The sequence below is a fragment of the Saccharothrix hoggarensis genome (genome assembly GCF_052936025.1).
The window spans coordinates 3,417,426-3,443,969 of record NZ_CP193624.1 but is presented as its reverse complement, the minus strand read 5'-3'; the positions used below and the strand labels follow the sequence as shown (position 1 = coordinate 3,443,969).

At 73.9% G+C, this 26,544-nt stretch carries 14 protein-coding genes; 3 read left to right on the top strand and 11 right to left on the bottom strand.

Features of this window, described 5'->3' with window-relative positions; translation table 11 throughout:
• Window positions 1–18: 18 nt before the first annotated feature.
• From ACRAKH_RS15860 to ACRAKH_RS15815, 10 genes are all read right to left on the bottom strand, one after another.
• A complete protein-coding gene (locus ACRAKH_RS15860; RefSeq protein WP_380722234.1) occupies window positions 19–1,794 on the bottom strand; it encodes an acyl-CoA dehydrogenase family protein in 1,776 nt (591 codons plus the stop codon).
• A complete protein-coding gene (locus ACRAKH_RS15855; protein WP_380722232.1) occupies window positions 1,791–3,428 on the bottom strand; it encodes an acyl-CoA dehydrogenase family protein in 1,638 nt (545 codons plus the stop codon). Before ACRAKH_RS15855 ends, ACRAKH_RS15860 begins: the two co-directional genes overlap by 4 nt.
• Window positions 3,425–4,987, bottom strand: coding sequence for a PfaD family polyunsaturated fatty acid/polyketide biosynthesis protein (locus tag ACRAKH_RS15850; RefSeq protein WP_380722230.1), 1,563 nt, complete (start codon window positions 4,985–4,987; stop codon window positions 3,425–3,427). The genes ACRAKH_RS15855 and ACRAKH_RS15850 overlap by 4 nt, the downstream gene beginning before the upstream one ends.
• Window positions 4,984–11,781 carry a beta-ketoacyl synthase N-terminal-like domain-containing protein gene (locus tag ACRAKH_RS15845; RefSeq protein WP_447009908.1) on the bottom strand — a complete coding sequence of 2,266 codons (6,798 nt, stop codon included), beginning with the start codon at window positions 11,779–11,781 and terminating at the stop codon, window positions 4,984–4,986. Before ACRAKH_RS15845 ends, ACRAKH_RS15850 begins: the two co-directional genes overlap by 4 nt.
• On the bottom strand, window positions 11,778–18,242 hold the full coding sequence (locus ACRAKH_RS15840; protein ID WP_447009907.1) for an SDR family NAD(P)-dependent oxidoreductase: 6,465 nt from the start codon (window positions 18,240–18,242) through the stop codon (window positions 11,778–11,780). The genes ACRAKH_RS15845 and ACRAKH_RS15840 overlap by 4 nt, the downstream gene beginning before the upstream one ends.
• A gap of 113 nt (window positions 18,243–18,355) precedes the next feature.
• The gene (locus ACRAKH_RS15835) at window positions 18,356–19,216 is read right to left on the bottom strand and encodes a thioesterase domain-containing protein (RefSeq protein ID WP_447009906.1); all 861 of its coding nucleotides are present in this window, start codon (window positions 19,214–19,216) and stop codon (window positions 18,356–18,358) included.
• Window positions 19,197–19,463 (bottom strand): acyl carrier protein, encoded by a 267-nt coding sequence (locus ACRAKH_RS15830; protein ID WP_380730049.1) that lies wholly within the window; start codon window positions 19,461–19,463, stop codon window positions 19,197–19,199. The genes ACRAKH_RS15835 and ACRAKH_RS15830 overlap by 20 nt, the downstream gene beginning before the upstream one ends.
• A gap of 17 nt (window positions 19,464–19,480) precedes the next feature.
• The gene (locus ACRAKH_RS15825) at window positions 19,481–20,764 is read right to left on the bottom strand and encodes an NAD(P)/FAD-dependent oxidoreductase (protein WP_380730047.1); all 1,284 of its coding nucleotides are present in this window, start codon (window positions 20,762–20,764) and stop codon (window positions 19,481–19,483) included.
• Between the two features lie 103 nt (window positions 20,765–20,867).
• A complete protein-coding gene (locus ACRAKH_RS15820) occupies window positions 20,868–22,262 on the bottom strand; it encodes a carotenoid oxygenase family protein (protein WP_380730045.1) in 1,395 nt (464 codons plus the stop codon).
• A gap of 110 nt (window positions 22,263–22,372) precedes the next feature.
• On the bottom strand, window positions 22,373–22,696 hold the full coding sequence (locus ACRAKH_RS15815) for a winged helix-turn-helix transcriptional regulator (RefSeq protein WP_380730043.1): 324 nt from the start codon (window positions 22,694–22,696) through the stop codon (window positions 22,373–22,375).
• Between the two features lie 95 nt (window positions 22,697–22,791).
• Between ACRAKH_RS15815 and ACRAKH_RS15810 the strand changes: the two genes are divergently transcribed.
• The 3 genes from ACRAKH_RS15810 to ACRAKH_RS15800 all read left to right on the top strand — a co-directional run bounded on the left by ACRAKH_RS15810 (window position 22,792) and on the right by ACRAKH_RS15800 (window position 25,294).
• A complete protein-coding gene (locus tag ACRAKH_RS15810; RefSeq protein WP_447009905.1) occupies window positions 22,792–23,409 on the top strand; it encodes an NADPH-dependent F420 reductase in 618 nt (205 codons plus the stop codon).
• Window positions 23,410–23,450: 41 nt separating this feature from the next.
• Window positions 23,451–24,374, top strand: a complete 924-nt coding sequence (pip, locus tag ACRAKH_RS15805) for a prolyl aminopeptidase (RefSeq protein WP_380730697.1) — start codon at window positions 23,451–23,453, stop codon at window positions 24,372–24,374.
• A 71-nt stretch (window positions 24,375–24,445) separates the two neighbouring features.
• Window positions 24,446–25,294: a Clp protease N-terminal domain-containing protein gene (locus tag ACRAKH_RS15800; RefSeq protein WP_447009904.1), complete on the top strand. Its 849-nt coding sequence runs from the start codon at window positions 24,446–24,448 to the stop codon at window positions 25,292–25,294.
• On the opposite strand, the gene ACRAKH_RS15795 is transcribed toward ACRAKH_RS15800, so the two are convergent.
• Window positions 25,270–26,526, bottom strand: coding sequence for a serine hydroxymethyltransferase (locus ACRAKH_RS15795; protein ID WP_380730014.1), 1,257 nt, complete (start codon window positions 26,524–26,526; stop codon window positions 25,270–25,272). The genes ACRAKH_RS15800 and ACRAKH_RS15795 overlap by 25 nt on opposite strands.
• Window positions 26,527–26,544 lie beyond the last annotated feature (18 nt).

The following is a 26,544-nucleotide window of genomic DNA, read 5'->3' as shown; positions in this document are numbered from 1 at the left end:
TCTTGCCTCCCATGTTGTTCACTCGCCCGAGGCCTGGAGCCGGAACTGCCAGTGCGAGAACAGGCGGTGCTCGCGGTGCAGGCGGAGCAGCACCTCGACCACCCGGTCCACCACGGCCGCGTCGGTGACGGGCCGGGTGGGGTCGACCTGGCGCCACGCGCGTTCCAGGCTCAGCAGCAGCACCGCGCCGTCGGGGAACGGGTCGGACAGCACCCGTCCCGAGTGCACGACGAGGTGGACGGCGGCGGCTCCGGCGTGGATGGCGCTGTACCGCTCGGCCAGGCGGAAGATCTCGGCGGACGACGCGTGGTCGCGGCCCATCGTCGTCTTCAGGTCGGCCAGTTCGGCGCGCAGCCGGTCGAGTTCGGCGAGGAGCAGTTCGGCGACGTCCGCGCCGCGGTGGAACCAGTCGCGCTGGCGCGCGTCGGGGTGGCTGTCGGCGAACGCGCGGAGGGCCTTGACGGACGTGGGCAGGGCGAGCACGGTCTCGTCGCCGCCGCGGCTGAACAGCAGCTGCTCGGCGGGCTTCCACTCGGGCAGCTCGGCGTCGATGTCGAACTGGGTCGCGACGCGCTGCTCGGCCTCGCCGCGCGCGTCGGCGGGGGTTTCGGCCGCGGCGCGCAGGATGCCGTCGAGCTGCAGGGCGATGTTCTTGAGGTTCACGACGGTGTTGCCGTCGGCGAAGATGGCGACCAGCACGTCGCGGAGCATCTTCTGGTAGATGCCGTAGTGCGGGTGCGACCGCAGGTACAGGCGGGCGCCGAGGACGACCGACAGCTGGGCCATCGTGCGTTCCAGCAGGGTCGGCACGAAGTACTTGACGACCGACGAGAACACGCTGGTCTGGGCGGGGTTGCCCTGGAGGCCGCGGACGGCGCCGGTGCTGACGGCGTCGGCCAGGGCGAGGTCGGCGAAGCACTCGGCGAGCTGGCGGCGCGAGTACGGGATGTCGGCGACCTTCTGGCCGAAGATCTCGCGGCCGACGACGAAGTCGCAGGTGACGCGCAGCGCGGTGTCGACGGCGCCGAGCGCCATGCTGCTGATCGTGGTGCGGGCGACCTGGGCGCTCTTCAGCGCGATCTCCAGGCCTTGGCCTTCGGCGCCGAGGCGGTTCTCGTCGGGCACGAACAGCCGGTCGAGGCGGATGCCGCTCATGTCGAGCGCGCGCAGGCCGTGCAGCCGCTCGTTGGGCAGCTCCACGATGGCGCCCGCCGGCGCCTTGCGCTTCTCCACGGCGAAGATGGACCAGTCGCCGGGGCCGCCGCGCGCGCCGGTGCGGGCGTGGACGGAGACGACGTCGGCGATGGTGGCGTTGCCGATGAGGTACTTCTCCCCCGTCAGCAGGTAGCCGCCGTCGACCTTCTCGGCGCGCATCTCGTTGGACAGCACGTCGCTGCCGTGGTGCCGCTCGGACAGGCCCCACGCCATGCGGGTGCCGCGGTTGATGGCGTCCACGAAGTAGCGGCGCTGCTCCTCGGTGCCCGCGATCCACGCGGGCATGAACGCCAGGTCGGTGAGCATCAGCGCGGTGGCGGACGTGGGGTCGCGGCGGGCGACCAGGCGCAGGAGGTTGAACCCGACCTCGACGTCGCCCGCCCGGCCGCCCCAGCGCTCGGGCAGGCAGTACTCGTGCACCCGCCAGCGCTGCAGCTCGCCGACCAGCTCGAACGGGAACTCCTCGCGCTCGTCCAGTTCCAGGACCCGTTTGAACGACATGAGGTTCGCGTCGTCGTGGGGGTCGCCGAGGTAGCGCTCCAGCTCCTCGGTCAGCTCGGTCATCCGGCGCACGGTCATGCCGGGGTGCCTCCTTCGGCGAGCGGCAGCGGAGCCGCGGCGAACAGCCGTCCGGTGGCGTGCAGGTCGCGCACCACGGCGAGGGCGGGGTCGGCGTCTTCGACGCGCAGCCGGTCGGTGACGCGGTGCGCGCGGTCGAGGAGCAGGGCGAGGGTGGCGGTGAGCCAGCCCGTCGAGCCGGGTGGCGCGCCGAACAGGGCGCGGGACCGGTTGAACCACCACAGGTGCGCGCAGGACGCGGCGGCGTGCAGGAAGCAGAACCGCTCGGCGCGGTCCAGCGGGTCGCCGTGGCGGCGGGCGGCGAGCGCGGTCTCCAGCCGGTCCAGCAGCACGAGGGCGCGCCGGTCGGTGACGCGGGTGCGGATGGCCGCCGCCACGTAGGGCAGGGACTGGGTGACGTCGTCCCGGCCCCGCGTGGACAGCTCCAGCTCGTCGAGCCGCAGCGGCGGCAGGTCGGCGTCGAGGTCGAACGCGGCGGCCGGCGGCGTGGAGTCCGTGGCGGTGCCCGACAGCTGCATGGCGACGAGCCGCAGGTTCGCGGTGGGGCCGGTGTCGATGTGCCGCACCACGGCGTTGTCGCGGCGCATCACGTCGAACGGGGTGTCCGGCAGGAGGCTGCGGGTGCCGAGCACGTCCGCGCAGCGGGCGAAGACCTCCTCGGAGAGGTCCGTGGCGACCTTCTTCGCCACGCTGGACCACAGGCTCTGGCCGGCCGGGTTGGTGTGCAGGGCGCGGGCGCACGCGGTCGCGACGACGTCCACGGCGAGCAGCGCGGCGGCGGCCGTGCCCAGCTCGCGGCGGTTGCGCTCGTGCTCCACGACGGGCCGGCCCGCGACGACGTGCCGTTCGGCGAAGTCGAGGGCGAGGCGCAGGCCGGTGTCGGCGGCGGCGAGGTTCGCGCCCGTGCTCATGGCCCGCACGACCTGCATCGCCTTCATGGCGATCTCCATGCCGCGGCCGGGTCTGCCGAGGGTCGCGGCCGCGGGCAGCGGCACCCGGTCGAACCGGAAGCGGGTGAAGTCGACGCCGCGCATGCCGGCGGTCGGGATGTTCGGGCCTCGGGCCTTGTCGACGGCGGCCTCGTCCACCAGGGCGGCGGTGAACGCGGCCGGGCCGCGACCGCCGCTGCGACCGATCAGCACCAGGGCCCTGGCCCGCTCGCCGAGGCCGACCATCCACTTGTCGCCGGTGACGAGCCAGCCGTCCGGCGCCGGCTCCAGCCGGCAGCCGTTGGCGAGGAGGTCGCTGCCGTGGTCCGGCTCGGACAGCGCGAACCCGATCGGGTGGCCGGCGCGGAGGAGGTCGACGACGTGGCGGCGCTGCTCGTCGTCGCCGGCGAGGAGCACGCAGGTCGCGGCCGTGATGCTCATCATCGCGTGCGGCATGACGGTGAGGTCGCGGCGGGCGGCCACCCGCACCAGCGCCAGCGTGGCGTCCATCGTGGACAGCGTGCCGCCGTGCTCGGGCGGCACGAACGACAGCGCCAGGGCGTCCCGGAGCGGGGCGAGGTCGGGCCGGCCGGCGGTGGCGTCCCGGGTGACGGCGGCGGCGAACCCGTGCGGGTTGTCCGCGTCGCGGGGGTCGCCGAGCCGCCGGTCCAGCTCGACGGCGGGGTGCGCGAGGGTCGTCGTCACGACGCCACCTTCGGCACGGGCCGGTAGTCGCCGCACAGGGCGGGCAGCCGCACGCCGTTGACGGCCAGCTGCCGCACGCGGGTGGTGAACGCGGCGCCGGTGAGCAGGTGCCCGGCCACGTCGGCGACGCGCCGGTTCGCGGGCGCGGCCAGGTACGAGCCGCGCACCCACTCGTTGAACGCGCCCATCGCCGGGCCGCACCACACCTGGAAGTCGGCGGTGCGGTCGGCGTCACCGACCACGGCCCAGCGCGACGCCATGCCGAGGTACCAGCGGAACACCAGCGCCATGCGGCGCTTCGGGTCGTCGGCGGCACGGCGCAGCTGATCGGGGTCGCGGCGGGTGAAGTACTCCACGACGTCCTGCCACACGTCGTCCACGGGGCGGCGGAGGACCTGCCGCTCCAGCCGGTCCCGCTCGGCCGGCGGCAACGCCTCCAGGCCGTCGTAGGTGCGGTACAGCTCGTAGAGGCGCTTGGCGCGCATCGGGAACAGCGTGCCCTTCTTGAGCACCTGCAGCTCGACACCCAGCTCGAACATGTCCGCCGCGGGCGCCATCTCGACGTCCGCCGCGCCCGCGGACGCGAGCAGCTTGCGCGTCGCGTCCGACGTGCCGGACTCCAGGCACGCCTGGTTCACCGACCCGGTGACCACGTAGTCCGCGCCCATCGCGAACGCGGCCGCGGCGGCGTGCGGGGTGCCGATGCCGCCCGCCGCGCCGACCCGGACGGTGTAGCCCAGTTCCCGGCGCACCAGGTCGCGCTGCCGCAGGATCGACGGGAACAGCACGGTCAGCGGGCGGCGGTCCGTGTGCCCGCCGGAGTCCGCCTCGGCGGTGATGTCGTCGGCCAGCGGCACGTGGGCCGCCAGCTCGGCCTGCTCGGCGGTAATCAACCCGTCGGCGAGGAGCCGGGACACGGTCGCGGGCGGCGCGGGCCTCAGGAACCGGTCCGCCACCTCGACCCGCGACACCTTGGCGATCAGCCGGTTCTCGGCGACGACGCCGTGCGGGCCGCGCTTCAGGCCGGCCAGCCGGTAGCGCACCACGTGCGGGGTGAGGTCCATGAACGCCGACGCCTCGACGCACCGCACGCCGTGCCGCAGGTACAGCTCGACGGCGCGGCGCTCCAACTCCTCCTCGCTGGGGCTGTGGATCAGGTTCGCCGCGAACGGCAGGCCGGGGATCTCCGCGGCGAACCGGCGCAGCGCCGCCTCCACCCGGTCCGGCAGCAGCCCGGCCGCGCCGAACGACGCCAGGTACCCCGCCCTGGCCAGGGCGATCACCAGGTCCTCCGACGCGATGCCGCCCGCCATCGCGCCCGCCACGTACGCGTACCGCACGCCGTGGTGGGCGCGGAACTCCGGCGAGCCCAGCTGCTCGGGCGGCAGCGGTCCGACGGCGGCGACCACGGACGAGTCGTCCGCCGGGCGGGCGGTGGTGACGCCCACGCCGTGGTCCGTGCGGACCACGTAACAGGGCTCGTGCAGCCTGGTCAGCGTCTCGTAGACGCCTTCCGGGTCCGTGCGCACCACTGTCGTGGCGCCGATGGTGGCGGTCATCGCGCGTCCTCCTGGATCTGGACCGAGACGTCGGTCAGTTCGTAGATCCGCAGGCCGGGGCCCCCGTCGTCGTCGCCGGTGTGCCGCCAGACCGACGAGTCGGCGACGACGACCGTCCGGCCGTCCTCCGCGCGGACCTCCTTGACGTGCAGCTCGAACGTCATCTCCGCGTCGGTGCGCAACACCTGGCCGCGGTACTTCCAGCCCATCGGCACGTCCACGGGCAGCCGGAACACCGGTCGGGTGAACCGGTCGCCGAGCCCGGCCTCGATGGCGAACACCTGCAACGCCTGGATCACCGACTCCACGCCGAGCGAGCCGGGCATGACCGGGTCGCGGTGGAAGTGGCAGGAGAAGTACCAGTCGTCGTGGTCGATGCGCCGCACGCCGCGCACGTAGCCCTTGCCGTGCGCGCCGCCGTCCGGGACGAGGCCGACCTCGTCGACGAGCCGGACGTGGCCGTCGGCCAGGCGCAGCGAGCCCCGGAACCACCGGTCGTCGGACCGGACCGCGAGCGTGCGGTGGTCGGCGGGGTGCTCGTCCAGCCACGTCGGCGTGCGCCTGCCCGCGTCGAGGCCGACCTGGTTGGCCAGCGCCTGCTCGCTGAAGTACCCGAACAGGGACTCGCCGACGTAGAACACCTCGCCGTCGGCGGACAACTCGTAGCGGAAGCTCTGGAGCGTCGCGCCCGGCACGGCCCGGCTGGACAGCATCTCCGAGCGGTGCCGGATCGTCCGGCCGCGCAGGTCGACGTCCTTGACGTAGGTGGCGCGGCCGTCGAGGTTGCGGATGCTCAGCTCCTCGTCGGGGCTGGCGAGCGTCGCGCCCAGGTAGTAGCCGAGGAGGATCGCGGCCTGCAGCGAGGACTCCATCAGGATCGCGTTGACGGGCTGCGGGGTGGAGTTCTCGTGGAAGTACCAGGCCTCCGGTGGCGCGTCGTACTCGGTCTCCATGCGCGCGCCGGGCTTGAGGACGCCACGCGTGCCGTCGAGCCGCATGATCCGGTCGACGAACCGGAAGTCGCCGTTCGGGATGTACGGCGCCCGGCGGTTCGCGTAGATCTCGAACTCCGGGCCCATCGCCGTGGCCAGGTCGCCCTTGGCGGCGTGCGCCAGGTGCAGCTCGTTGATGAACGCGACCTCGCCCTGGTGGTTGCGGCGGCCCAGGAACGGCGGGATGCCGCCCGGACCGGGCCGGTAGGGCGTGCCCGGCTTCTCGCGGACCTGCATGCCGAAGTCGCGCATGGAGATGATCGGCTTGTCCCCGTCGTACACCACGATGTCCGCGATCACGGTGGGCCGCGGCAGCATGGTGACCTCGGTGACCTCCACGTGGTAGCGGATGTTCGGGGTCTTCGGCGTGATCTGGCCGCGCACCTTCACCTCGGTGTGCAGGCCGGGCACGGACTGGAACTCCGCGTCCGGCAGCACGAGGTGCAGGCCCAGGTACATGGCGTAGACCTGGAGCAGCTGCACGCCGCCCTCGGCGACGAGCGAGCCCGCCAGCACCGGGTCGCCGGTGAAGTGGCTGCGGAAGTACCAGGCGTCGGGCTCCAGGTGCTTGACGGCGGTCAGCTCGCCGAGCCCGCGGGGGCCGCCGAGCCGGTCGATGGAGGTGACCTCGTCGATCATGCGCAGCATGTCGCCGGGCAGCCGGATGGACGGGTTGCTGCCGTCCGCCGTCTGGTCCCACGCCTTGCCGAACACGTCACCGGGACGTCCGGCGGCGAGCAGTTCGAGGTCGTGCCGGGTGAGGGACGTGCGGTCGGTGCGCTCCAGCGGGGTGAACCAGGTCTTCGTCATCGCGGCCCGCCGGCGGCGGTCGGACTCGGTGACGACGACGCCCAGCGAGTCGTCCAGCTCGGCGGGGCTGAAGAACCCGGCGCACGCGTCGAGCAACTCCAGGATGAGCACGTCGTCCGCGTAGCACTTGTAGTTGAAGAAGAACAGCAGCGTGTCGCCGTTCCAGACGAACCGGTCGATCTTGATCTCGTAGCGCAGCCGCTGGCCCGCGCGCGGCAGGCCGCCGTGGAAGACGAGCTTCGAGTCCAGCAGCCGGTAGGCGCGGTTGCCCTGGTTGCGGAAGTCGATGCCCAGGTAGGCGACCAGCAGCAGGTCGGCCTGGCCGGCCTCGATGGTGACCGCGCACGGCGCCAGGCCGTCCACCAGGTACCAGGCGTCGTGGGGGATGTCGTACTCGGTCGTGATCGAGCTGGGCTCGAAGTGGCCGGTGGTGGCCTTCAGGTCCGTGACGCGGCTGACGAACAGGTACGGCGGCTCGGGCAGGCGGACGCGGACCGGGTAGGTGTCCACGACCGCGAAGTCCGGGCCGAAGACCTTGGCCACGCTCCCCCGGGCGAACTCCAACAGTTCGGCCTCGTCCCAGACCACGTTCGGGTCCTTCGCGGGCTCGGCGGGCTCGACGGGCTCGCCGGGTCCGGTCGGCAGGTCCGCGTGGACCGGGGGCGGGGGCGGACCGCCGGCCTCCAGCGCCCGCAACGCCTGGTCCAGCAGGGCGTCGTGGAGGCGCAGGGCGTGCCGGTGGGCCTGCGCCACGGTGCTGCCCAACGCGCGCAACGGGGACAACGCCGTCGGCGCGGCCGCGGACACGGAGGCGGACAGGGCGGGCGGGGGCGCGCCCTCGAACTCGACCGGACGTGCCGGCAGGGGCATCGGCAGGTACACGAACGGCTCCCCGTGGACGGTGATCACTTCGGTGTCCTCCTTGCGCACCACGGTCTTGACCGCGACCAGTGGCGCCGCCGCGCGGGCCGTGCGCCGGACCACCGACTCGCCGCCCACCGCGACCCGGTGCCGGAACCGCTCCGGCCGCTCGACCGGGTCGCCGAACAGCACGTCCAGCCGCACGTCCACGCCGTGGCTCACCAGCCGGGCGATGGCGGCGGCGAACGCGACCGCCGTGCCCGCGCCCCGCCGGTCCACCGACACGGCGACGTGCGGCCGGTCGGCCAGCGTCTCGCCGATCCAGCGGGTGCACGTCGCGCCGGGGCCGACCTCCACGAAGTAGCGGAAGCCGCGGTCGTGCGCGGTGGTGGCGAGGCGGGCGAAGTCGATGGTGCTGCGCAGCGTCCACGCGATCCGGCGGGCGATCTCCGACCGGTCCGCCGTCTCGGCGAGGCCGTAGTCGTACGCGGACAGCAGTTCCAGGCCGTCCGCCGGCGCGCCCAGCGGGTAGTCGTTGAGCGCGGCCAGGTCGTCCAGCACCGGGTCCACCACGGGGCAGTGCATGACGTGGTTCGCGGGCGCCTTCGCGGACGGCCGGCCGAGGGTGTCGAGCACGTGCTTCACCGCGTCGGGCGCGCCCGCGATCACCACCTCGTTCGGCGTGTTCACGTGCGTGAGGTAGACGCGGTCGACCAGCGCGGCGCGGACCTCGTCGGCGGGCGCGAGGACCACCCGCGTCGCCCACACCTCGGGCTCGTCGGGCAGGTCCCACGTGCGGCGGACCAGTTCCTTGCGGCCGCGCAGCCGGTCCTGGAACAGCGGTGTCGCGGCCAGCGCCGCGTCGTCGCGGGCCCGTGACGACCACACGTCGAGGGCGAACAGCATGCTGCTCTCCCCCAGGCTGTAGCCGAATCCGCCGTCGGGGCGCACGCCCAGCACGTCCCGGATCGCCCTGGTGTGGAGCACGGCGAGGTTCGTGCCTGCCGCGAGCATCACGGGGATGTCCTCGACCAGCGCCGCCTCGTGCCGCATCAGGTCGCGGCGGTCGAGGCCCAGCGGCGCGGACGGGTGCAGCGCGTCGTGCTTGAACCGCTCCCGCGGCCGGTCCGACTCCGCCTCGAAGTCCGTGAGCAGGCCCGGGAACAGCCGGAACAGGTCACGTCCCGCGCCGGGGTAGGTGGTGAACGCGCCGGGGTAGACGAACGCGACCTTGCCGGGTCCGATCGGCGCGGCGGCGCAGAAGCTGCCCGCCGGGGTGGACCAGTCGGCGGTCGCCGTCGCCAGGTCGCGGGCGGCGAGCGCCAGTTCCCGGCGCAGCGCGTCGGCATCCGGCGCGACCAGCACGGCGGTGCGGCGCCTGCGCGGTCGTCGCACGTGCTCCCGCACCACGTCGAGCGCGTCGCGGGACGTCAGCTCGTCGGCGACCCGCTGCGCCAGCGCGGCCAGTTCCGGGCCGTCGTCGCCGGTCAGGGGCAGGATCAGCACGCCGGGGCCACCGGCCCAGTCCGCCGGGACGCGCGCCGGCTCGCCCGCCGAGACGACGACGCCGACCGTGCCCGCGTGGACGGCGGCCGTGCGCCGGTCCGCCGTGGAGTGCCGCAGCCACGGCTGGGGCGTGTCGAGCAGGGTGAAGCCCGCACCGGCGAACGTCTCGTCGGCCAGCTCCTTCAGCGCCGCCGGCGCGGGCGGCAGGTCGGCGTGCCGGAGGGCGTCGACGGCGGCGACCAGGCTCGTCAGGACGCTCGCGTGCCGCGTGTCGCCCACCAGCGGGACCAGGCTGGCGACGGCGCCGCCGGTGTAGTGGCGGTGCAGGTCGCGCAGGTCGAGGGAGGCCAGCTGGACGTGGTCGACGTGCCGCGGGGCCGCCGGCGGGTCGAACGTGATCCGGTCGAGCGTCACCTGGTCGGCACGCTCGGCGCGGGTCAGCACGACGGCCGCCGCGCCGTCGCCGAGCAGGGCGGCCCGCCCGCCGTCCAGCCGGGCCGAGGCGAGCGTGTTCTCCGCGCCCGCGGCGAGTTCCACCCCGCCGACCAGCACGGCCTCGATGGTCGGGTCGAGCAGCAGGAGCCGCGCCACCTCCAGCGCGCGGGCGCCGCCGGTGGCGTCGGTGGACACGGTGAACGACGGGCCGGTGAGGTTGCGGGACGACGAGATGCGGCTCGCCATCACGTTGCCGATGAAGCTCAGCACCTCGTTCGCGCCGATCGGGTCGTGCACCGCGTCCCGCACGGCGGCTTCCAGCGCGTCCGAGTGGTCGGTGTGGGCGTGCAGGTGCGCGCCGATGTCGAACCGGGCGCGGTGGCTGTGCGACCGCGGTTCCATCTCCATCGCGACGACCACGGCCACCCGGCGCGGCGGCAGCTGCTCGGCCCTCGTGCCGGGGTCGGGCGCCGGGTAGCCGGCCTCGGTGAGCGCCTGCTCGGCGGCCTCGAACAGCAGCAGGTGCTGCGGGTTCGCGTCACCCAGCTCGGCGGGCGGGATGCGGTACGTCCGCACGTCGACCTCGACGTCCTCGGCGTACCCGGCCCGCTCCGGGGCCTCGACGCGCGGGTCCAGCCCGTACCAGCGGTCCTCGGGCCGGTCCACGAGGGCGGGGCGGCCGGCGCGGACCACCCGGCCCAGCTCGGCCACGTCCCGCACGGGGCCGATCCGCACGCCCGTGCCGGTGATGGCGATCGCGGGCGGTTCCGCCGCGTCGGGGCGGTCGGCCGGGTGCTCGGCGGGCACGATGTCCCCGCTCGACACGGACTCCTTGCCGAGCACGGCGTCCCCGCTCGGCACGGCGTCCTCGCCGGGCGCCGCGTGCTTGCGCAGCACGACGTGCGCGTTGGTGCCGCCGAACCCGAACGCCGAGACTCCCGCGCGGGTGACCTCGCGCTCCAGCTCGGTCCGCACGATCCGGTCGGCCGCGCTCTCGCCGCCGCGCGGGCGCACCGGGTCGCCGATCCCCGTGGTGGCCGGGACGACGCCGTGCCGCATGGCCATCAGGACCTTCAGCACGCTGGTGAACCCGGCGACGGTGAGCAGGTGGCCGACGTTGCCCTTGACCGACCCGAGCGGCGGCACGCGGTCGCCGAAGAACTCGGTCAGCCCGCGCAGCTCCACCGAGTCGCCCAGCGGCGTGCCGGTGGCGTGGCACTCGATGTAGTCCACAGTGGACGGATCGACGTGCGCGTACGCCTGCCGGTACGCCTCGACCTGGCCGGGCACGGTGGGGCTGAGCAGGTGCGCGCCCGCGCCGTCGTTGCCCAGGCCGATGGCGTCGATGACGGCGTGCACGCGGTCACCGTCGCGCTCGGCGTCCGCCAGCCGCTTGAGCACCAGCACGCCCGCGCCCTGGCCCGTCACGATGCCGGACGTCTCGCGGTGGAACGGCTGGCTGATCCCGTTGCGCGGGAACGCGTTCAGGTCCGAGAACGACAGGTGCATGAGCAGCGGGTCCGGCGCGCACACCGCGCCCGCCAGCACCACGTCCGCCTGGCCCGTGAGCAGGTAGTCGCGGGCCAACGCCATGGCGTACAACGTGGACGAGCAGGCCGCGTCCAGCGCGAGCCGCGGACCGCCCAGGCCGAGGGCGTCGGCCACGACGGTGGCGGGCAGCCCGGACGGCCACAGGTTCCGCGGGTCCGGCTCCGGCCGGTCGCCGGGGTTGGACACCTCGAAGCCCGCCTCCCGCAGCCCCCGCGACACCGCCTCGCGGATCAGCGGCACGCACAGCTCCACCGACTCCGGGGTGGGGAACGAGTAGTTGCCCATCACCAGGCCGGTGCGCCGCAACGTCGCCGAGTCCTCGGCGATGCCGGCGTCGCGCAACGCCCGCCGGATCACGTGCACCGGCCAGCGCACCACCCGGCCCAGGCCGGCCAGCTCGTCGGCGGGCAGCCGCAGGCCGGTGAGGTCGATCTCCGGCTCGGTGACGAACCCGCCCCGCGTCGCCGTGATGCGGTGCCGGTCGTCGCCCCACCCACCGGGGGTGGCCGGGTCCGTGCCGAACACGTCCCGGCCGCCCTCGGTGCGGCTGTCCACGCCGGCGCGCAGGTTCGCCCAGAACTCCTCCGGGCTGTGCGCGCCGGGCAGCAGGCACGCCAGGCCCACGATCGCGATGCTCATCGCGCCACCGCCTGTCCGAACTTGGCCGCCAGGGCCGGGCTGGGCACCACGTCGACGCCCCCGAACCGGAGCAGCACCCGGCCGTCGGCGGCGCACGCGGTGACCGTGGCCCGGGTGGCGGACTCCGCGTCCACGACGATCAGGAACGGCTCGCCGTCGGGCAGCGGGGCGTGCACCTCGACCGCCGCGACCGCCGTGGGCAGGCTGTGCGCGCCCTGCGTGCGGTGCACGCGGACCAGGGCGGCCTGGAGCAGCAGGTCGGCCAGGACCGGGCTGTAGTCGCCGGCCCGGTACGCGCCGCCGCCCAGCTCGTGGTCCGCCAGCCGCGCTTCGAGCACCAGCCTGGCGTCCGACTCCGACACGATGCCGGTGATCCCCCGCAGCCGGGGGCCGTGGAACAGGACCCCCTCGCCGTACGGGTCGTACGGCCGCGCGGCCCCGGTGGCGAGGCCGGAGAGGCGTTCCGGCGCGGGCGTTCCGGGCACGGGCGTGGCCCGGTAGCGGGGACGGCCGCCGGTGTCGCGCACGAGCACGTGGTCCGCGCCGGGCACGAAGTCCAGGCCGTCGAGGCCTTCGTCCAGCGTGACGCCCTTCAGCACGGCGAAGTCCTTCAGCCGCCGGTGGTGGCCCAGCAACGCGCCGACGGCGGCCGTGGCGGGCAGCACGGGAACGCCGCCGATGGCGTGGTCGGCCAGCACGGCGTCGTCCCGCAACGGGTCGAGCGAACGCCGGACCGTGCCCGTGGTGGCGGGGACCTCGCGCGTCGACAGCGGGGTGTCCGGGCCGACGAGCGTCACCACGTCGTCCGAGCGGGCGGCGGTGAACTGCTCGGTGAAGTAGTCCACGCCCGTGGCCAGCGGGATGAGGGTGATGCCGCGTTCGGTGAACATCCGCTCCAGCTCCGGCGTCACCATGCCGCCCGCCCACGCGCCCCAGACCACCGACGTCACGCGGCTCTGCGGCAGCCTGCCGCGCAGGCCGACGGCGATCCGGTTCAGCGCCTCGTTGGCCATGGCGTAGTCCGACTGGCCGCGGTTGCCGAAGAAGCCGGCGACCGACGAGAACAGCAGGACGTGCTTCAGGCGGTCCTCGCCGACCGCGTCGAGGGTCGAGCGCAGGCCGTGCAGCTTGGTGTCGAGCACCTTCGCGATGTCGGCCGCCTTCTTGTCCACGATCAGCTGGTCGGCCAGCACGCCCGCGCCGTGGACGACGCCCGTGACGCGGTCCCGGTAGGGGCGCAGCGCCTCGGCGGTCGCGTCCCGGTCGGTGATGTCCACCGCCAGGTACTCGGCGTCGGCGCCCGTGGCGCGGATGGCGCCGAGCGTCGCCCGCACCTCCCGCTGCGCCACCGTGGCGCGGAACGTCTTCTCCACGTCCCTGGGCGTCGGCTTCTCGCCGGCGCGGCGGGACTGGGCGACGATCTCCGCCCGCAGCCGGTCCTCCGGGACGTCCCGCAGCCACTCCGGCTCCGGGGCGAGGGCCGTGCGGCCGAGGAGGAGCAGGCCCGTGCGGTACCGGCGGGCGAGGCCGATCGCGCAGGCCGCCGTGACGCCGCGCGCGCCGCCCGTGACGACGAACAGGTCGCCGGGGCCGGGCTCGGGCGTCGGGGTGGCCGCCGGCTCGTCATCGGCCAGGGTGACGGTGCGGCGCGTGCCGCCCCCGTCGACGCCGACCTGCGTGAGAGCCAAATCGGCGTCGGTCAGCTCGGCCAGCAGCGCGGACACGGCCTGGTCGACGTCCAGCTCAGGGCTCAGGTCGACGGTGCGGGCGAACAGCTCGGGAGCCTCCACGGCGAGCGTGTTGACCAGCCCGGACAGCCCGCCGAGCACGGCCCGCGGCCCGTCCGGGTGGTGCAGGCCCAGGTGGCCGTCGATCCGGGTGACCGTGACGAAACCCTTGCGGTGGGCGGCCTGCTGGAGCGCCCGCTGGGTGCGGCCGGCGAGCAGGAGCGCGTCGGCCAGGGCCTCGGTGGCGCCCGCCCAGTCCCGCGGGTCGTCCGGGGCGAAGTGCAGGACCAGGTCCGGGTCGGCCACGTCGTCGCGGGCGACCTGCCAGCCCTTGGCGCGCAGCGCGGCCACGACACCGTCCGCCAGCGGGCCCGTCGCGCCGGAGAGCAGCGCGGACGGGCGGTCGCCGTAGGCGTCGAGGAGCTGGTCGGCGGCGGGCAGCGTGGTCAGGCGCGCCTGCATCCGGCCGATGCCGGGCGCGCCGTCAGCTTTTGGGAGATCAGCCCCCGCGCCGACGAAGTCGATGATGTCGCCCAGCGTGCGCAGCTCGCCCAACGCCTCCGGACCGGCCGTCGCGCTGTCCGGGAACCGCTCCCGCAGCTCACCCATGATCTCGACCCGCTTGATCGAGTCGATGCCCAGGTCCGCCTCGACGTCCATGGACAGGTCGAGCATGTCCGCCGGGTAACCGGTCTTCTGCTCCACCACGGCGAGCAGCACCGACTTCACGTCGGCCGCCGGGGCGGCTTGCGCGGTGGCGGATTGAGGTGCGGTGGCTTGCGGTGTGGCGGCTTCCGCTGTGGTGGACGGTGGTGTCGGGGCCGGCGGCGCCTCCTCCGGCGCGTCCGCTCCCCCGACGAAGTCGATGATGTCGCCCAGCGTGCGCAGCTCGCCCAACGCCTCCGGACCGGCCGTCGCGCTGTCCGGGAACCGGTCGCGCAGCTCACCCATGATCTCGACCCGCTTGATCGAGTCGATGCCCAGGTCCGCCTCGATGTCCATCGCGAGGTCGAGCATGTCGGCCGGGTAGCCGGTCTTCTGCTCCACCACCGACAGCAGGACCGCCTTCACGTCGGCCGCCGGTGCGGAGGCTTGCGGCGTGGGCGAGCCGTTGGCGGCGGGCGGCGGAGGCGGCGGGGCCGCCTGGACCGGCGCGGGTGCCGGCGCGTGCGTGGGCGCCGGTGCCGGAGCAGGGATCGGCGTCGGTGCGGCGACCGGCGCCGTCACCGGTGCCGGTGCCGGTGCCGGTGCCCGGACGGGCGTCGGCGCGGCGGCGGGCGAGGCGGTCAGGGCGTGCGGGGCGGAGTAGGCCGGCACCTCGTAACGCGTCGGCGCCGGGGCCAACTGCGGGGTGTAGCGGTGGGACGGCGCGTAGGCGACCGGGTTGCCCGCCTCCAGCCGCGCGAAGTTCAGCAGCACGTCGCTGGCGTGCATGTGGCTGTGGCCGATGGCGATGCTGTGCTCGGTCACCGACGAGATGCCGGCGACGGCGAGGTCGCTCAGGCTGCCCTGGCGGGTCTCGTGCTCCAGCACGCCGCTGAGCCGTTCCGCCACGCGCAACTGGCTGTCGAGGTAGTCGCGGTGCATCGCCAGGTGCTCCCAGGCGACACCGGCCGCGCCCGCCACTGGCGCCGGGGCCGGTGCCTCGGTCGGCGTGAAGCGCACCGGGACCTCCGGGGCCGCGGCGTGCCCGTTGCCGTTCACGGCGTTGCCGTTGCCGTTGCCGTTCGCGTGTCCGTTCGCGTGTCCGTTGCCGGCGTGCACGCCGTTGCCGGACGAGTCGCCGTTGACGGCGGTCGTCCCGTTGGTCGCGTGAGCGCCGTTCACGCTCACGCCGTTGGTCGCGGGTGAACCGTTCACCTCGGCACCACCGTTCGTCGCGGGCGCGCCGCCGTTCGCGGGCGCGGTGGGGATGCGGTAACCGTTCTCGAGGGCGTCCTGGTACTCCCGGCGGCGGTGGGCCGGGACGTGGTTCACACCGGTCAACGCAACCCTCATTCCCTTGGTCTGCGCCGCTTCCGCCACGGGGGCGGTGAAGCGGTCTGGGGTGGTCAGGGGCAGGCCCAGCACGGTGAGCCGCGCCGCCAGCCGCTTGATCGACCGGTCGGAGTCCTTCGCCGGTCCCGCGTCGGCGGACAGCACGACCACGTCGGGGTCGTCGCCGAGGATGCGGCGGACCAGGCCCGCCAGCACGGTCTTGGGCCCGAACTCGACGAACACCCGGTACCCCGCGTCGTACATCTGCCGCACCCGCTCGGCGAACGCCACCGGCTTGCCGAGCTGGTCGACCAGGACGTCCCGGTTGTGCGCGACGTCCGCGCCGTAGGCGGCGCCCGACGTGTTCGCGTACACCTCGGCGACCGGTTCGCGCACCTCCACCGCCGACACCGCCTCGCGGAACGCGTCCACGGCGTGCGCGACGTACGGCGTGTGGAACGCGGCGGCCACCGGCAGCACCTGGGCGTCCAGACCGGACGCGCGCGCCGCCGCGACGAACGCCTCGACGGCCGCCGTGCCACCGCCGACCACGGTCTGGTGCGGCCCGTTCAGGTTGCACACCAGCACGTCCGGGTGCTGCGGCAGCAGCTCGGCCAACGCGTCCACGTCGGACCGGACGGCGGCCATCGAGCCGCGGTCGCCCGACTCGGGCGCCAGCGCCATCGCCTTGCCGCGGGCGGCGGCCAGCCGGTGGAACTCCTCCTCGGTCAGCGACCCGGCCGCCCACAACGCGGTCAGCTCGCCGAAGCTGTGCCCGAGCATGCCCTCGGCGCGGAAGCCCAGCGCGCTCAGGTACCGGAACTGCCCGGCGGACAGCGCGCCGATCGCGGGCTGCGCGTAGTCGGTGCGCCGCAACGCCTCTTCCTGCGCCCGCGACGTCTCCTTGTCGAACGCGGGCGGCGGGTACACGACCCGGCTCAGCGGTTCGGCGGGGTCGGACAGCAGGCTCGCCGCGTCCAGCGACTCCCGCAGCGGCGGCAGCGCCATCGCCGCCGAGGCGCCCATGCCGACGTACTGGCTGCCCTGCCCGGCGAACAGCGCCGCCACCCGGCCGGTCACCGCGGCGGAACGCCGGTAGTACGCGCCGCCGGGCAGCTCGAACGCCTCGACGTCGCCGTTCTCCCGCAGCCGCCGCACGGCGTCGGCCCGCAGCACGGCGAGCTCGTCGTCGTCACGGGACACCACGGCCAGCCGCGCGTGACCGGCGGGGACCTCGTCCGCCACCCCGCCGGGCGATGCCTCGACCACGTCGAGCAGGGACGCCACGTCGGGCGCGTGCCAGACGTGCACCCGGTTGGTCCGGTGGGTTACCCGCACGTCCTCGGCCGGGTACTCCTCCAGCACGCAGTGGAAGTTCGTGCCGCCGAACCCGAACGACGACACGGCCGCGCGCCGCGTCGGCCGGCGCGGCTCCACGAGCCACGGCACGGACCGGGTGTTGACGTAGAACGGCGAGTTGGGGAAGTCCACCGCCTCGCGGGGCTTGGTGACGTTGATGGTCGGCGGCAGCACCTTCTCGTGCAGCGCCATCGACACCTTGATCAGCGCCGCCGCGCCCGCCGCCGCCTTGGTGTGGCCGATCTGGGACTTCACGCTGCCCACGGCGGCGAACTGCTTCTCGTCCGACGCGCCCGCGTACACGTCCCGCAGCGCGGTCAGCTCGGTCAGGTCGCCCAGCGACGTGCCGGTGCCGTGGCACTCCACCAGCCCGACGGACTCCGGGCCGACGCCCGCGTCGACGTACGCGCGGTGCAGCGCCACGACCTGGCCCTCGCGGCGGGGCGCGTAAATGCTCTTGTACCGGCCGTCGCTGGACGACCCGATGCCGCGCAGCACCGAGTAGATCCGGTCGCCGTCGCGCTCGGCGTCCGCCAGCCGCTTCAGCGCGAGCATGCCGATGCCCTCGCCGATCAGCGTGCCGTCCGAGGCCTCGTCGAACGGCCGGATCACGCCGCTCTTCGACAGCGCGGGCGTCTTGCTGAAGCACAGGTACATCAGGATGGTGTTCTCGGCGTCGCACCCGCCCGTGATCATCACGTCGGCGCGGCCGGAGACCAGCTCGGCCGCGGCCATGTGCAGCGCGGCCAGGGACGACGCGCACGCCGCGTCCACCGTGCAGTTCGTGCCGCCGAAGTCGAACCGGTTGGCGATGCGTCCGGCGACGACGTTGCCGAGCATGCCGGGGAACGAGTTCTCCTCCCACGGCGCGAACGCCTTCACGAACTTCGCCGCGATCTCCTCGGCGTCCGTCTCGGACAGCCCGACGCTGCGCACGACCTCCTTCAGCACGGGCGTCTGCAACCGGGTCGCCAGCGGCTGGGTCAGCGAGTTCGCGCCGGTGATGCCGAGCACCACGCCGGTGCGGGACGGGTCGTAGCCGCCGTTGACGTCGGCGAGGGTCTGCTTGGCCACCACCAGGCTGAGGAGCTGCAGGACGTCGGTGACCTCCAGCGAGGTCGGCGGCAGGCCGAACTCCAGCGGGTCGAACTGCACGGTCGGGATGAAACCGCCGCGCTTGGCGTAGGTCTTGTCCGGCGCGCTGGGGTCGGGGTCGTAGTAGTCCTCGATCTTCCAGTGGGTCTCGGGGACGTCCTCGATCAGGTCCTGGGCGTCCACGACGTTGCCCCAGAACTCACGCAGGTCCCCGGAGCGCGGGTAGAGCGCGCCGAGACCCACAACGGCGATCGGCGTGTCGCCGAGGCGGTGGGCGGGCTGGTTCATGGCGGGGGTCTCCATGGCGGCAGGGTCGGCGGTGGGTCGGGCAGTCCGGTTCGGGTCGGGCAGTCCGTTCGGGTCGGGCAGTCCGGTTCGGGGTCGGAGGTCCGTTCGGTTCAGGTGGTTCGGGCGGGTCAGCGGGCCAGCGGGCTGGTGAGGTCCGCGAGCACGGCCAGCGCCTCCGGGTGGCGCAGCATCGAGTAGTGGTCCCCGGGGCACCGGGCGGTGGCGAGCAAGGGCGTCAGCGTGTCCCAGCCGAGCGGGTCCGCCGTGTCGAGCAGGCCGCGGTCCGGGCGCACCAGGACCACCGGCACGTCGACCGGCACGGCGGTGTGCGCGCGGGCCAGCGCGTTGTTGCGGCGCAGGCCGTCGGCGTAGGCGCGGAACACCTTGCGCAGCCCGGGCGCGGTGGTGCCCTCCCGGAGGGCGCCGGTGCGCAGCGCGGCGGCCAGCACGTGGTCGAGCCCCGCGTCGAGGCCGACGCCGGCGGGCGGCGCGTCGACCGGGGTGCCCCGCTTGGCCGCCAGGTACATGGCGAACCAGCCGAGCACGAGGTCGGCGGACAGCTCGTCGTCGGCGGCCGTGTACTCCGGCACGGGCGCGATGCTGTCCAGCAGCACCAACCGCTGCGGGCGTTCCGCGGCGGTCAGCCGGGACGCCGCCGCGTGCGCCACGACCCCGCCGAACGACCAGCCGGCGAGCGTCCACCGGTCGGGCAGCCCGCGGTCGCGCAGCAGCGCCACCACCCGGTCGGCCAGCGCGTCGATCGACGTGGCGGGCGGGCCGCCGGTGAGGGCGGCCTCGAAGTACTCCGGCACCTGCTCGAGGTCGACCACGACGAGCGCCGCCGTCGGCCGCAGCACGTCGGCCAGCGCCGCGTAGTCGGCCGCGGGCACCGCGCCGGGGTGCACGAGCACCACGGGGTGCGCGTCCTCCGGCGCGGGCGGGAACTCGCGGACGAGGGCGGGTCGGCGGTCAGACCGACGCACTGTCACCGGCTCGCTCCTGCACGATGTAGCGGGCCAGGTCGGCGATCGTCGGGTGGTACCACAGCGCGGTGGTCTCCAATTCGAACCCGAGCCAGTTCTCCAGTTCACCCGAGAGGACCAGCGCCTCGGTGGAATCGAGGTCGAATTCGTCGAAGTACTGGTCGGTGGCGACCTGGTCGGCGGCCACCCCGAGCCTGGTCGCGATTTTCTCGACCAGCCATTCCTGCACGCTCTCCACGGTCAGTGCGGACATGCGGGCTCCCCTTGTGCTCAATGCCGTTGTGCGGTTTCGAGAACGGATTCGGCGGCGGCCGAGCCGGAGTCGAACGCCGATTCGTGCATGCCGAGGATGTCCGGCCCCATCTTGCGGGAGTGGAAGTAGGAGCCAGCGAACTTGATCCGGCTCGACCCGTCGTTCAGGGAGTAGATCTCCGATTGCAGGCGGCGGGCCTCGATGGTGAAGACGGGGTGCCGGTAGGACAGGTCGGCGACGATTTTCGCGGGGTCGATCGGGACGCCGGAGTCCAACGTGAGGAAGTAGTCGGATTCGGCGGTGAACTCCTGGAGGTCGTTCAGGTAGTAGTTCACCCAGGTGGCCTCGCCGGAGCGGCCGTAGTTCCAGCTGCGCCACGTCCCGCGCGGCGTCGGCTGGACCGCCACGTCGGTGTGCAGCGTGGCGCGGGTGGGGCTGTAGGCGATGACCTCGAGCATCCGCTGGCGCGGCGTGGGGTGGTCCAGCATCCGCAGCGAGTCGTCGGCGTGGGTGGCGAGCACGACCTGGTCGAACGTCGCCGTGCCGGTCTCGGTGCGCACCTCGACGCCGTCCGCCGTCTCCCGGACCTGACCCACCGGCGTGCCGAGCTGAATGCTGTGACCAGCGGTTTCGATCTCGCGGAGGGCGGCGCGGACGTAGCTGACGCTGCCGCCGGTGACCGTGCGCCACGGCACCGTGCGGCCGCCGAGCCCTTCGCCGCCGTGGGCGAAGAAGAACGCGATGATGGTGCTGGCGGGCATCTCCCAGATGCGGTCCGCGGGCACCGACCAGGCGGCGGTGGCGATCAGCACGATGAACCCGCGGCGGAACGCGTCGCTGTAGCCGTTGCGCTCCAGGTACTCCCCCAGCGGCACGTCGGCGCGCTTGCGGACGAAGTCCTTGGGCGACTCCCGGAGGAACCGGGACGCCTCCCACCACAGGTGCGCGAATTCCGGCGGGTACTTCGCGACGACCTCCTCCTCGGGGAGGTCGAAATCGTCCGACACGTACGCGGTGGCCTGGTCCAGGTCGAAGAAGCTGAACTTCCCCGGGTGGGGCTGGGTGGCCACGCCGAGGTCGGCGAAGAATTGCGTCAGCCGCGGGTAGTGCGGTTCGTTGAAGACGATGAACGCGGTGTCCAGGCCGAGCGTGCGCCCGGCGTCCTCCACTTCGACGGTGTGCGCGTGGCCGCCGGCCCGTGAGTCGGCCTCGAACAGTGTGACGTCCGCCTCGTGGCGCAAGTGGTACGCGGCCGAGATCCCCGCGACACCGGCGCCGACGACAGCGACTCGTGGTCGCACGAGTTGCCTCCCAGGTGGCCTGGAGAATGACTTGATTCTCCCTACAGAGCCGACCCGCGCGCGCCCGGATACAAGAACGTGGAACTTTTTTCGGCAGGACCCCCTAATGAGACGCGGAGGTGAACCGGCCATGAAATCCGAACGGTATGGCGTGCGGCACCTCGGCCCGCGCCACCTCCGCGAAGGTGGCGGCGTCCAGCACCAGCAGCGCCGACCGCCCGGCGTCGGCGTCGAGCACCACGGACAGCGCCACGCCGTCGTCCTCGGCGCGCGCGTCCGGCGCGGGCACGAACACCGGCTCGCCCGGGTAGCGGCCCGGCTCGTGCCACCGGGTGGTCCGACCGGTCCGGACGTCGAGCTTCACGAGCTGGTTGAAGAAGTCGTGGCCGAGGTTGCCGTGCGCGCCGACGCCGTACGCGTAGCGGTAGTCACGGCCGTTGTGCGCGCTGTAGGAGATGCGGGGCAGCTCCAGCGCGTCGTCGGCGAGCCGCCGTGACCGGACGGGCCCGTCGCCGGCCAGGTCGACCTCGTAGCGGGTGGGGAACGGCAGGGGCAGCTCGACGCCGTCCCGGGCCCGGTCGAGGTAGAGGGCGTCGACCACCTCGGCGTCGGGGTAGGCGCTGACGTCGACGACGACCGCGTCCTCGGTGTCGTAGGCGTTGATGTGGTGGAACGCGAAGAACGCGTCGGTGCGCCGGTCGGCCACGACCGAGCCGTCCGTTTGGTCGATCACGACGAACCGGGTGCCCAGCTCGGGCCGCCACCGGTAGTTCTCGATGAACGGCTTGCCGCGCAGCAGGAACGACAGCGGGTTCACCACGAGCGGGAAGATCGCCAGCACCACGTGCCGCTCGGTGATGGCGAAGCTGTGCAGGTAGCCGGGGCGTTCGGCGGGCAGGCTCGCCAGCAGCTCCCGGGTCCGGCCGCGTTGCCGGTACACCTGGTAGACGCTGCGCCGGCCGAACTTCAGCACGTAGTTGACGAGGTCGCCGGTGAGCGGCGCCTGGTGCGGGTGCGCGGTGGTGACCTCGCCCTTGATCGCGTCGCGGTGGTCGGAGAGGCCGACGGTGGCGAGGGTGTCCGGGTCGAACTCGACCGCGATCGGCGTCTCGGTGAGCGCCCAGTCCCGCTCGCCGTCGGAGACCACGTTGACGTTGGCGTTGGGCGTGATCCGGGGGCGGGTGAAGAAGCGGGCGAAGATCGAGCGGCACGGGTCGGTGGCGAACTCGGCGTAGGCGATGCGGCCGTCGTCGCGCACCGCGTGGAGGCTCGGCGTCTCCAGGAACCGGTTGCGGTAGGAGACGACGCCGTCGGCGAACCCGAAGCGGTGCAGCATGGCCTGGCCGTCGAACCAGTGGCGGAACGAGCGGCCGTCGGCCTCGAACCGGGCGGGACCGTTGCGGACGAGCGTGCCCGACAGCCACGACGGCAGCCGGCCGCGGACGTCCAGCCGGTCGACGACGGCCTCGCGGTCGAGGGTCTGGAATCCGGCTTTCACAACACGCCTCCTGGCCACACTGCGGACGAACCGGTGAAACACTGTTATAAAACGGCGTTTCGGTTCGTTCGTCAAGCGGTGCGGCCGTCGGCGCAGGATCGGAGAACCGGTCACGCGGGATCGGGGAGCCGAACCTCGTCACCGTGCTCGTGCGCCCACCGGCCGAGCACGTCGATCGGCCCGAGCAGGCTGCGACCGAGGTCCGTCAACCCGTACTCGACCCGGTCGCGCAGGGCGGTCCGCGTCACCAGGCCCACACCCTCCAGCCGCCGCACGGTCTCCGTCAGCACCTTGGGCCGGATGCCCCCGATGGCGCGGCGCAGCTCGGCCGGGCGGCGGGGGCCGTGCCGGAGGGCGTGCAGGACGACCGGGTTCCACGTGTTCGCGAGCAGGTCGAACGCCTGCCGCGCCCGGCAGTCGGCGAGGAAGGTCACGGGCGGCTCCCCTGTCGCGGGCACCGTTCGGTGACCGTCCGGCTCTCTAGCGTCGCCACCAGCCAATCATCCGACGACACGACCAGGAGGAACGGATGCGGATCGGCGTGCTGGGCACGGGCGGCATGGCGGACGCGCTGGGCGGCCGGTGGGTCGCCGCGGGGCACGAGGTGCTGGTCGGCGGGCGGTCGCCCGCGCGGTCCCGCGAGTTGGCGGCGCGGATCGGGGCGGCGGCCGGGTCGCCCGCGGACGCCGTGGAGTTTGGCGACGCGGTGCTCGCGGCCGTGCCGGCGGACGCCGCGGTGGACGCGGTCGGGTCCGCGCCGGGCCGGGTGGTGATCGACTGCACGAACTCGGTGGCGCCCGGCCGGTTCGTGCTGGACGAGCCGCGGGCCGCCGCACGGCTCGCCGAGGCGTCGGGCGCGCACGTGGTGAAGGCGTTCAACCTGTGCCACGTGGACGTGTGGCGGCTGCCGTCGCTGACGTTCGAGGGCCGTCCGCTCGGGGTGCCGCTGTGCGGCGACTCCCCGGCGGCGCTGGACGTCGTGCGGGCGCTGGTGCGGTCGATCGGGTGCGCGCCCGTGGACGCCGGGCCGCTGGCGCGGGCCGAGCTGCTGGAGGCGGCGACGGTGTTCGCCATCGGCCTGTGGATGGGCGGCACGGACGTGCGGTCGATGTTCCCCCCGGTGACGCCGGAGCTGCTGCAGCGCTAATATAACAGCACTGTTGTATCTCACCGAGGGGGTAGATCGTGCTGCTGTACCCGGAGATCGAGCCGTACGACCACGGCATGCTGGACGTCGGCGACGGGCACCTCCTGTACTGGGAGGTCTGCGGCAACCCGGACGGCAAGCCCGCCGTGGTGCTGCACGGCGGGCCGGGGTCCGGCTGCACGCCGCGGGTCCGCCGGTACTTCGACCCGGAGGCGTACCGGGTGGTGCTGTTCGACCAGCGCGGGTGCGGCCGCAGCACGCCCCACGCCGGCGCGCCCGCGGTCGACCTGTCGACCAACACCACCGACCACCTCGTCGACGACCTGGAACGGCTGCGGGAGTTCCTGGGCATCGACCGGTGGCTGGTGTTCGCCGCGTCGTGGGGGTCGGTGCTCGGCCTCGTGTACGCCGAGCGGTTCCCGCACCGCGTGTCGGAGATGGTGCACGCGGGCGTGGCGACGGGGCGGCGGACCGAGACCGACCTGCTGACCACCGGGTTGGCCCCGATGTTCCCGGAGGCGTACGCCCGGTTCCGCGAACTGGCGCCGTCCGGCGACCCCGCCGCCGGGTACCTCGACCTGCTGCTGTCCCCCGACCCGGCGGTGCACCTGCGGGCGGCCGCCGAGTGGTGCGCGTGGGAGGACGCCCTGCAGCCGCTGACCACCGGCGCGTTCCGCTTCGACCGGCCGGAGGCCGGGCTCGCGTTCGCCCGGCTCGTCACCCACTACTGGGCGCACGGGTCGTGGCTGCCGGAGGGGATCGTGCTGGAGGAGGCGTGGAAGCTCGCGGGCATCCCCGGCGTGATCGTTCAAGGGGCGCTCGATCTGGGCAACCTGATCGGCACGCCGTTCGAACTCGCCCACGCCTGGCCGGACGCCGAGCTCGTCCTCGTCCAGGAGACCGCGCACGGCGGGAGCGACGCCATGACCGCGGCGAGGAGGGCCGCTGCTGACAAATTCCGGTAACACCCGGAAACTCGGTGCGATGGAGTGGTTTGTGGTCGTCCGACCGCAGCCTGAGCGCACGGAGGGCACCGGTGTCCGACAGGGGCAACCCCCACGGGGTCAACTCGCGGTTCACCGACCGCGCGCGGCGGGTGTCCGTGGCGGCCCTCCAGGAGGCGCGGCGGTTCCGCCACACCGCCATCGGCACCGAGCACCTGCTGCTGGGGTTGGTCGGCGAGGGCGGCGCGGCGGCGTCGGTGCTGGCCGCGTGCGGGGTGGCCCTGCCGGGGTGCCGGGACCGCGTCCGCGCGGCGCACGGGCAGGGCGTCGGCCCGGAGCCCGGCCACCTGCCGTTCACGGCGGGCGCGAAGCGGGCGTTGGCGCTGGCCGTGCGGGAGTCGCTGGCGCTGGGACACCGGCACGTCGACACCGGGCACCTGCTGCTGGGCGTGCTGGCCGAGGGCGAGGCCGCCGTGGTGGACCTGCTCGCCGGGTACGGGCTCGACGTCGTGGACGTGCGGGACCGGGCGTTCGCCGCGCTGGCCGGCATCGACCTGGCGCCCGCCCGTCGGTCCGCGCGCCTGTTCCTCAGCTACCGCCGGCCGCAGGACCTCCACCTCGCGGGCCGCATCGCCGACCGGCTGGACGACATCGGCCGGTCCGTGGTCGGCGACGTCGGCGAGTGCGACGTGCTGCTGGCCGTCGTCGGGCCGGACTGGGCGCCGACCGACTCGATGCGGACGGAGGTGGCACGGGCCGCGGAACGCGCCGTGCCCGTGGTCCCGGTGCTGGTCGACGGGGCGGTGCTGCCCGCCGACCAGCTGCCGGCGACCGCCGCGCCACGCCCGGCCCCGCCGCTCACCCTGCGGCACGAGACGTTCCGGGCGGACGTGGCGCGGCTGGCCGACGTCGTCCGCTACGCCCAGCCGGGCATCGGGTAGCCCGCCATCAGCTCGGCGACCTCGGCGGCGATGCGGTCGAGCGCCCCCTCGTCGTCCGCCGACCGGACCGCCCGGTCGATCCACTCGGCGATCGCCGGCATCTGCTCGGCGGTCAGGCCGCGGGTGGTGATGGCGGCCGTCCCGAGCCGCACGCCGGACGGGTCGAACGGCCTGCGCGGGTCGAACGGCACCGTGTTGTAGTTCGCCTCGATGCCCGCCCGGTCGAGGGCCTTGGCGGCGGGCTTGCCGCCGATGGCCTTGGACGTCAGGTCCACGAGCACCAGGTGGTTGTCGGTGCCGCCGGACACCAGGTCGAACCCGCGGTCGAGCAGCGCCGCCGCCAGGGCGCGGGCGTTCTGCACGACGGCGTGCGCGTACAGGCCGAAGGACGGCTCCGACGCCTCGCCGAGCGCGACCGCGATGGCGGCGGTGGTGTGGTTGTGCGGTCCGCCCTGCAGACCGGGGAACACGGCCTTGTCGATCGGCTTCGCGTGGGCGGCGTCGGTGAGGATCATTGCGCCGCGCGGGCCGCGCAGGGTCTTGTGGGTGGTGGTGGTGATCACGTGGGCGTGCCCGACGGGTGACGGGTGCGCGCCGCCCGCGACGAGGCCCGCGATGTGGGCGATGTCGGCCGCGAGGACGGCGCCGACCTCCTCGGCGATCTCGGCGAAGGCCGGGAAGTCGATGGTGCGCGGGATGGCCGTGCCGCCGCAGAAGATCACCTTCGGGCGTTCCGCGCGGGCCAGGTCGCGGACCTCGTCCAGGTCCACCACGCCGGTCTCCTTGCGGACGCCGTACTGGACGCTGCGGAACCACTTGCCGGTGGCCGAGACGCTCCACCCGTGGGTGAGGTGGCCGCCGGCGGGCAGCGCCATGCCCATGACGGTGTCGCCGGGGTTCAGGAACGCCAGGTAGACGGCGAGGTTCGCGGGCGAGCCCGAGTACGGCTGGACGTTGGCGTGGTCGGCGCCGAACAGGGACTTGGCGCGGGCGACGGCCAGTTCCTCGATCGGGTCGACGACCTGCTGGCCCTCGTAGTACCGGCGGCCGGCGTAGCCCTCGGAGTACTTGTTGGTCAGCACGGAGCCGGTGGCTTCGAGGACGGCGGTCGAGACGTAGTTCTCGGAGGCGATCAGGCGGATCTTCTCGAACTGGCGGCGGGCCTCCGCCTGGACCAGCCGGGCGACCTCGGGGTCCGTGCCGGTGAGCGAGGGGATGGCGGGTTCGTGCACGACGACCTCCACGCGCGC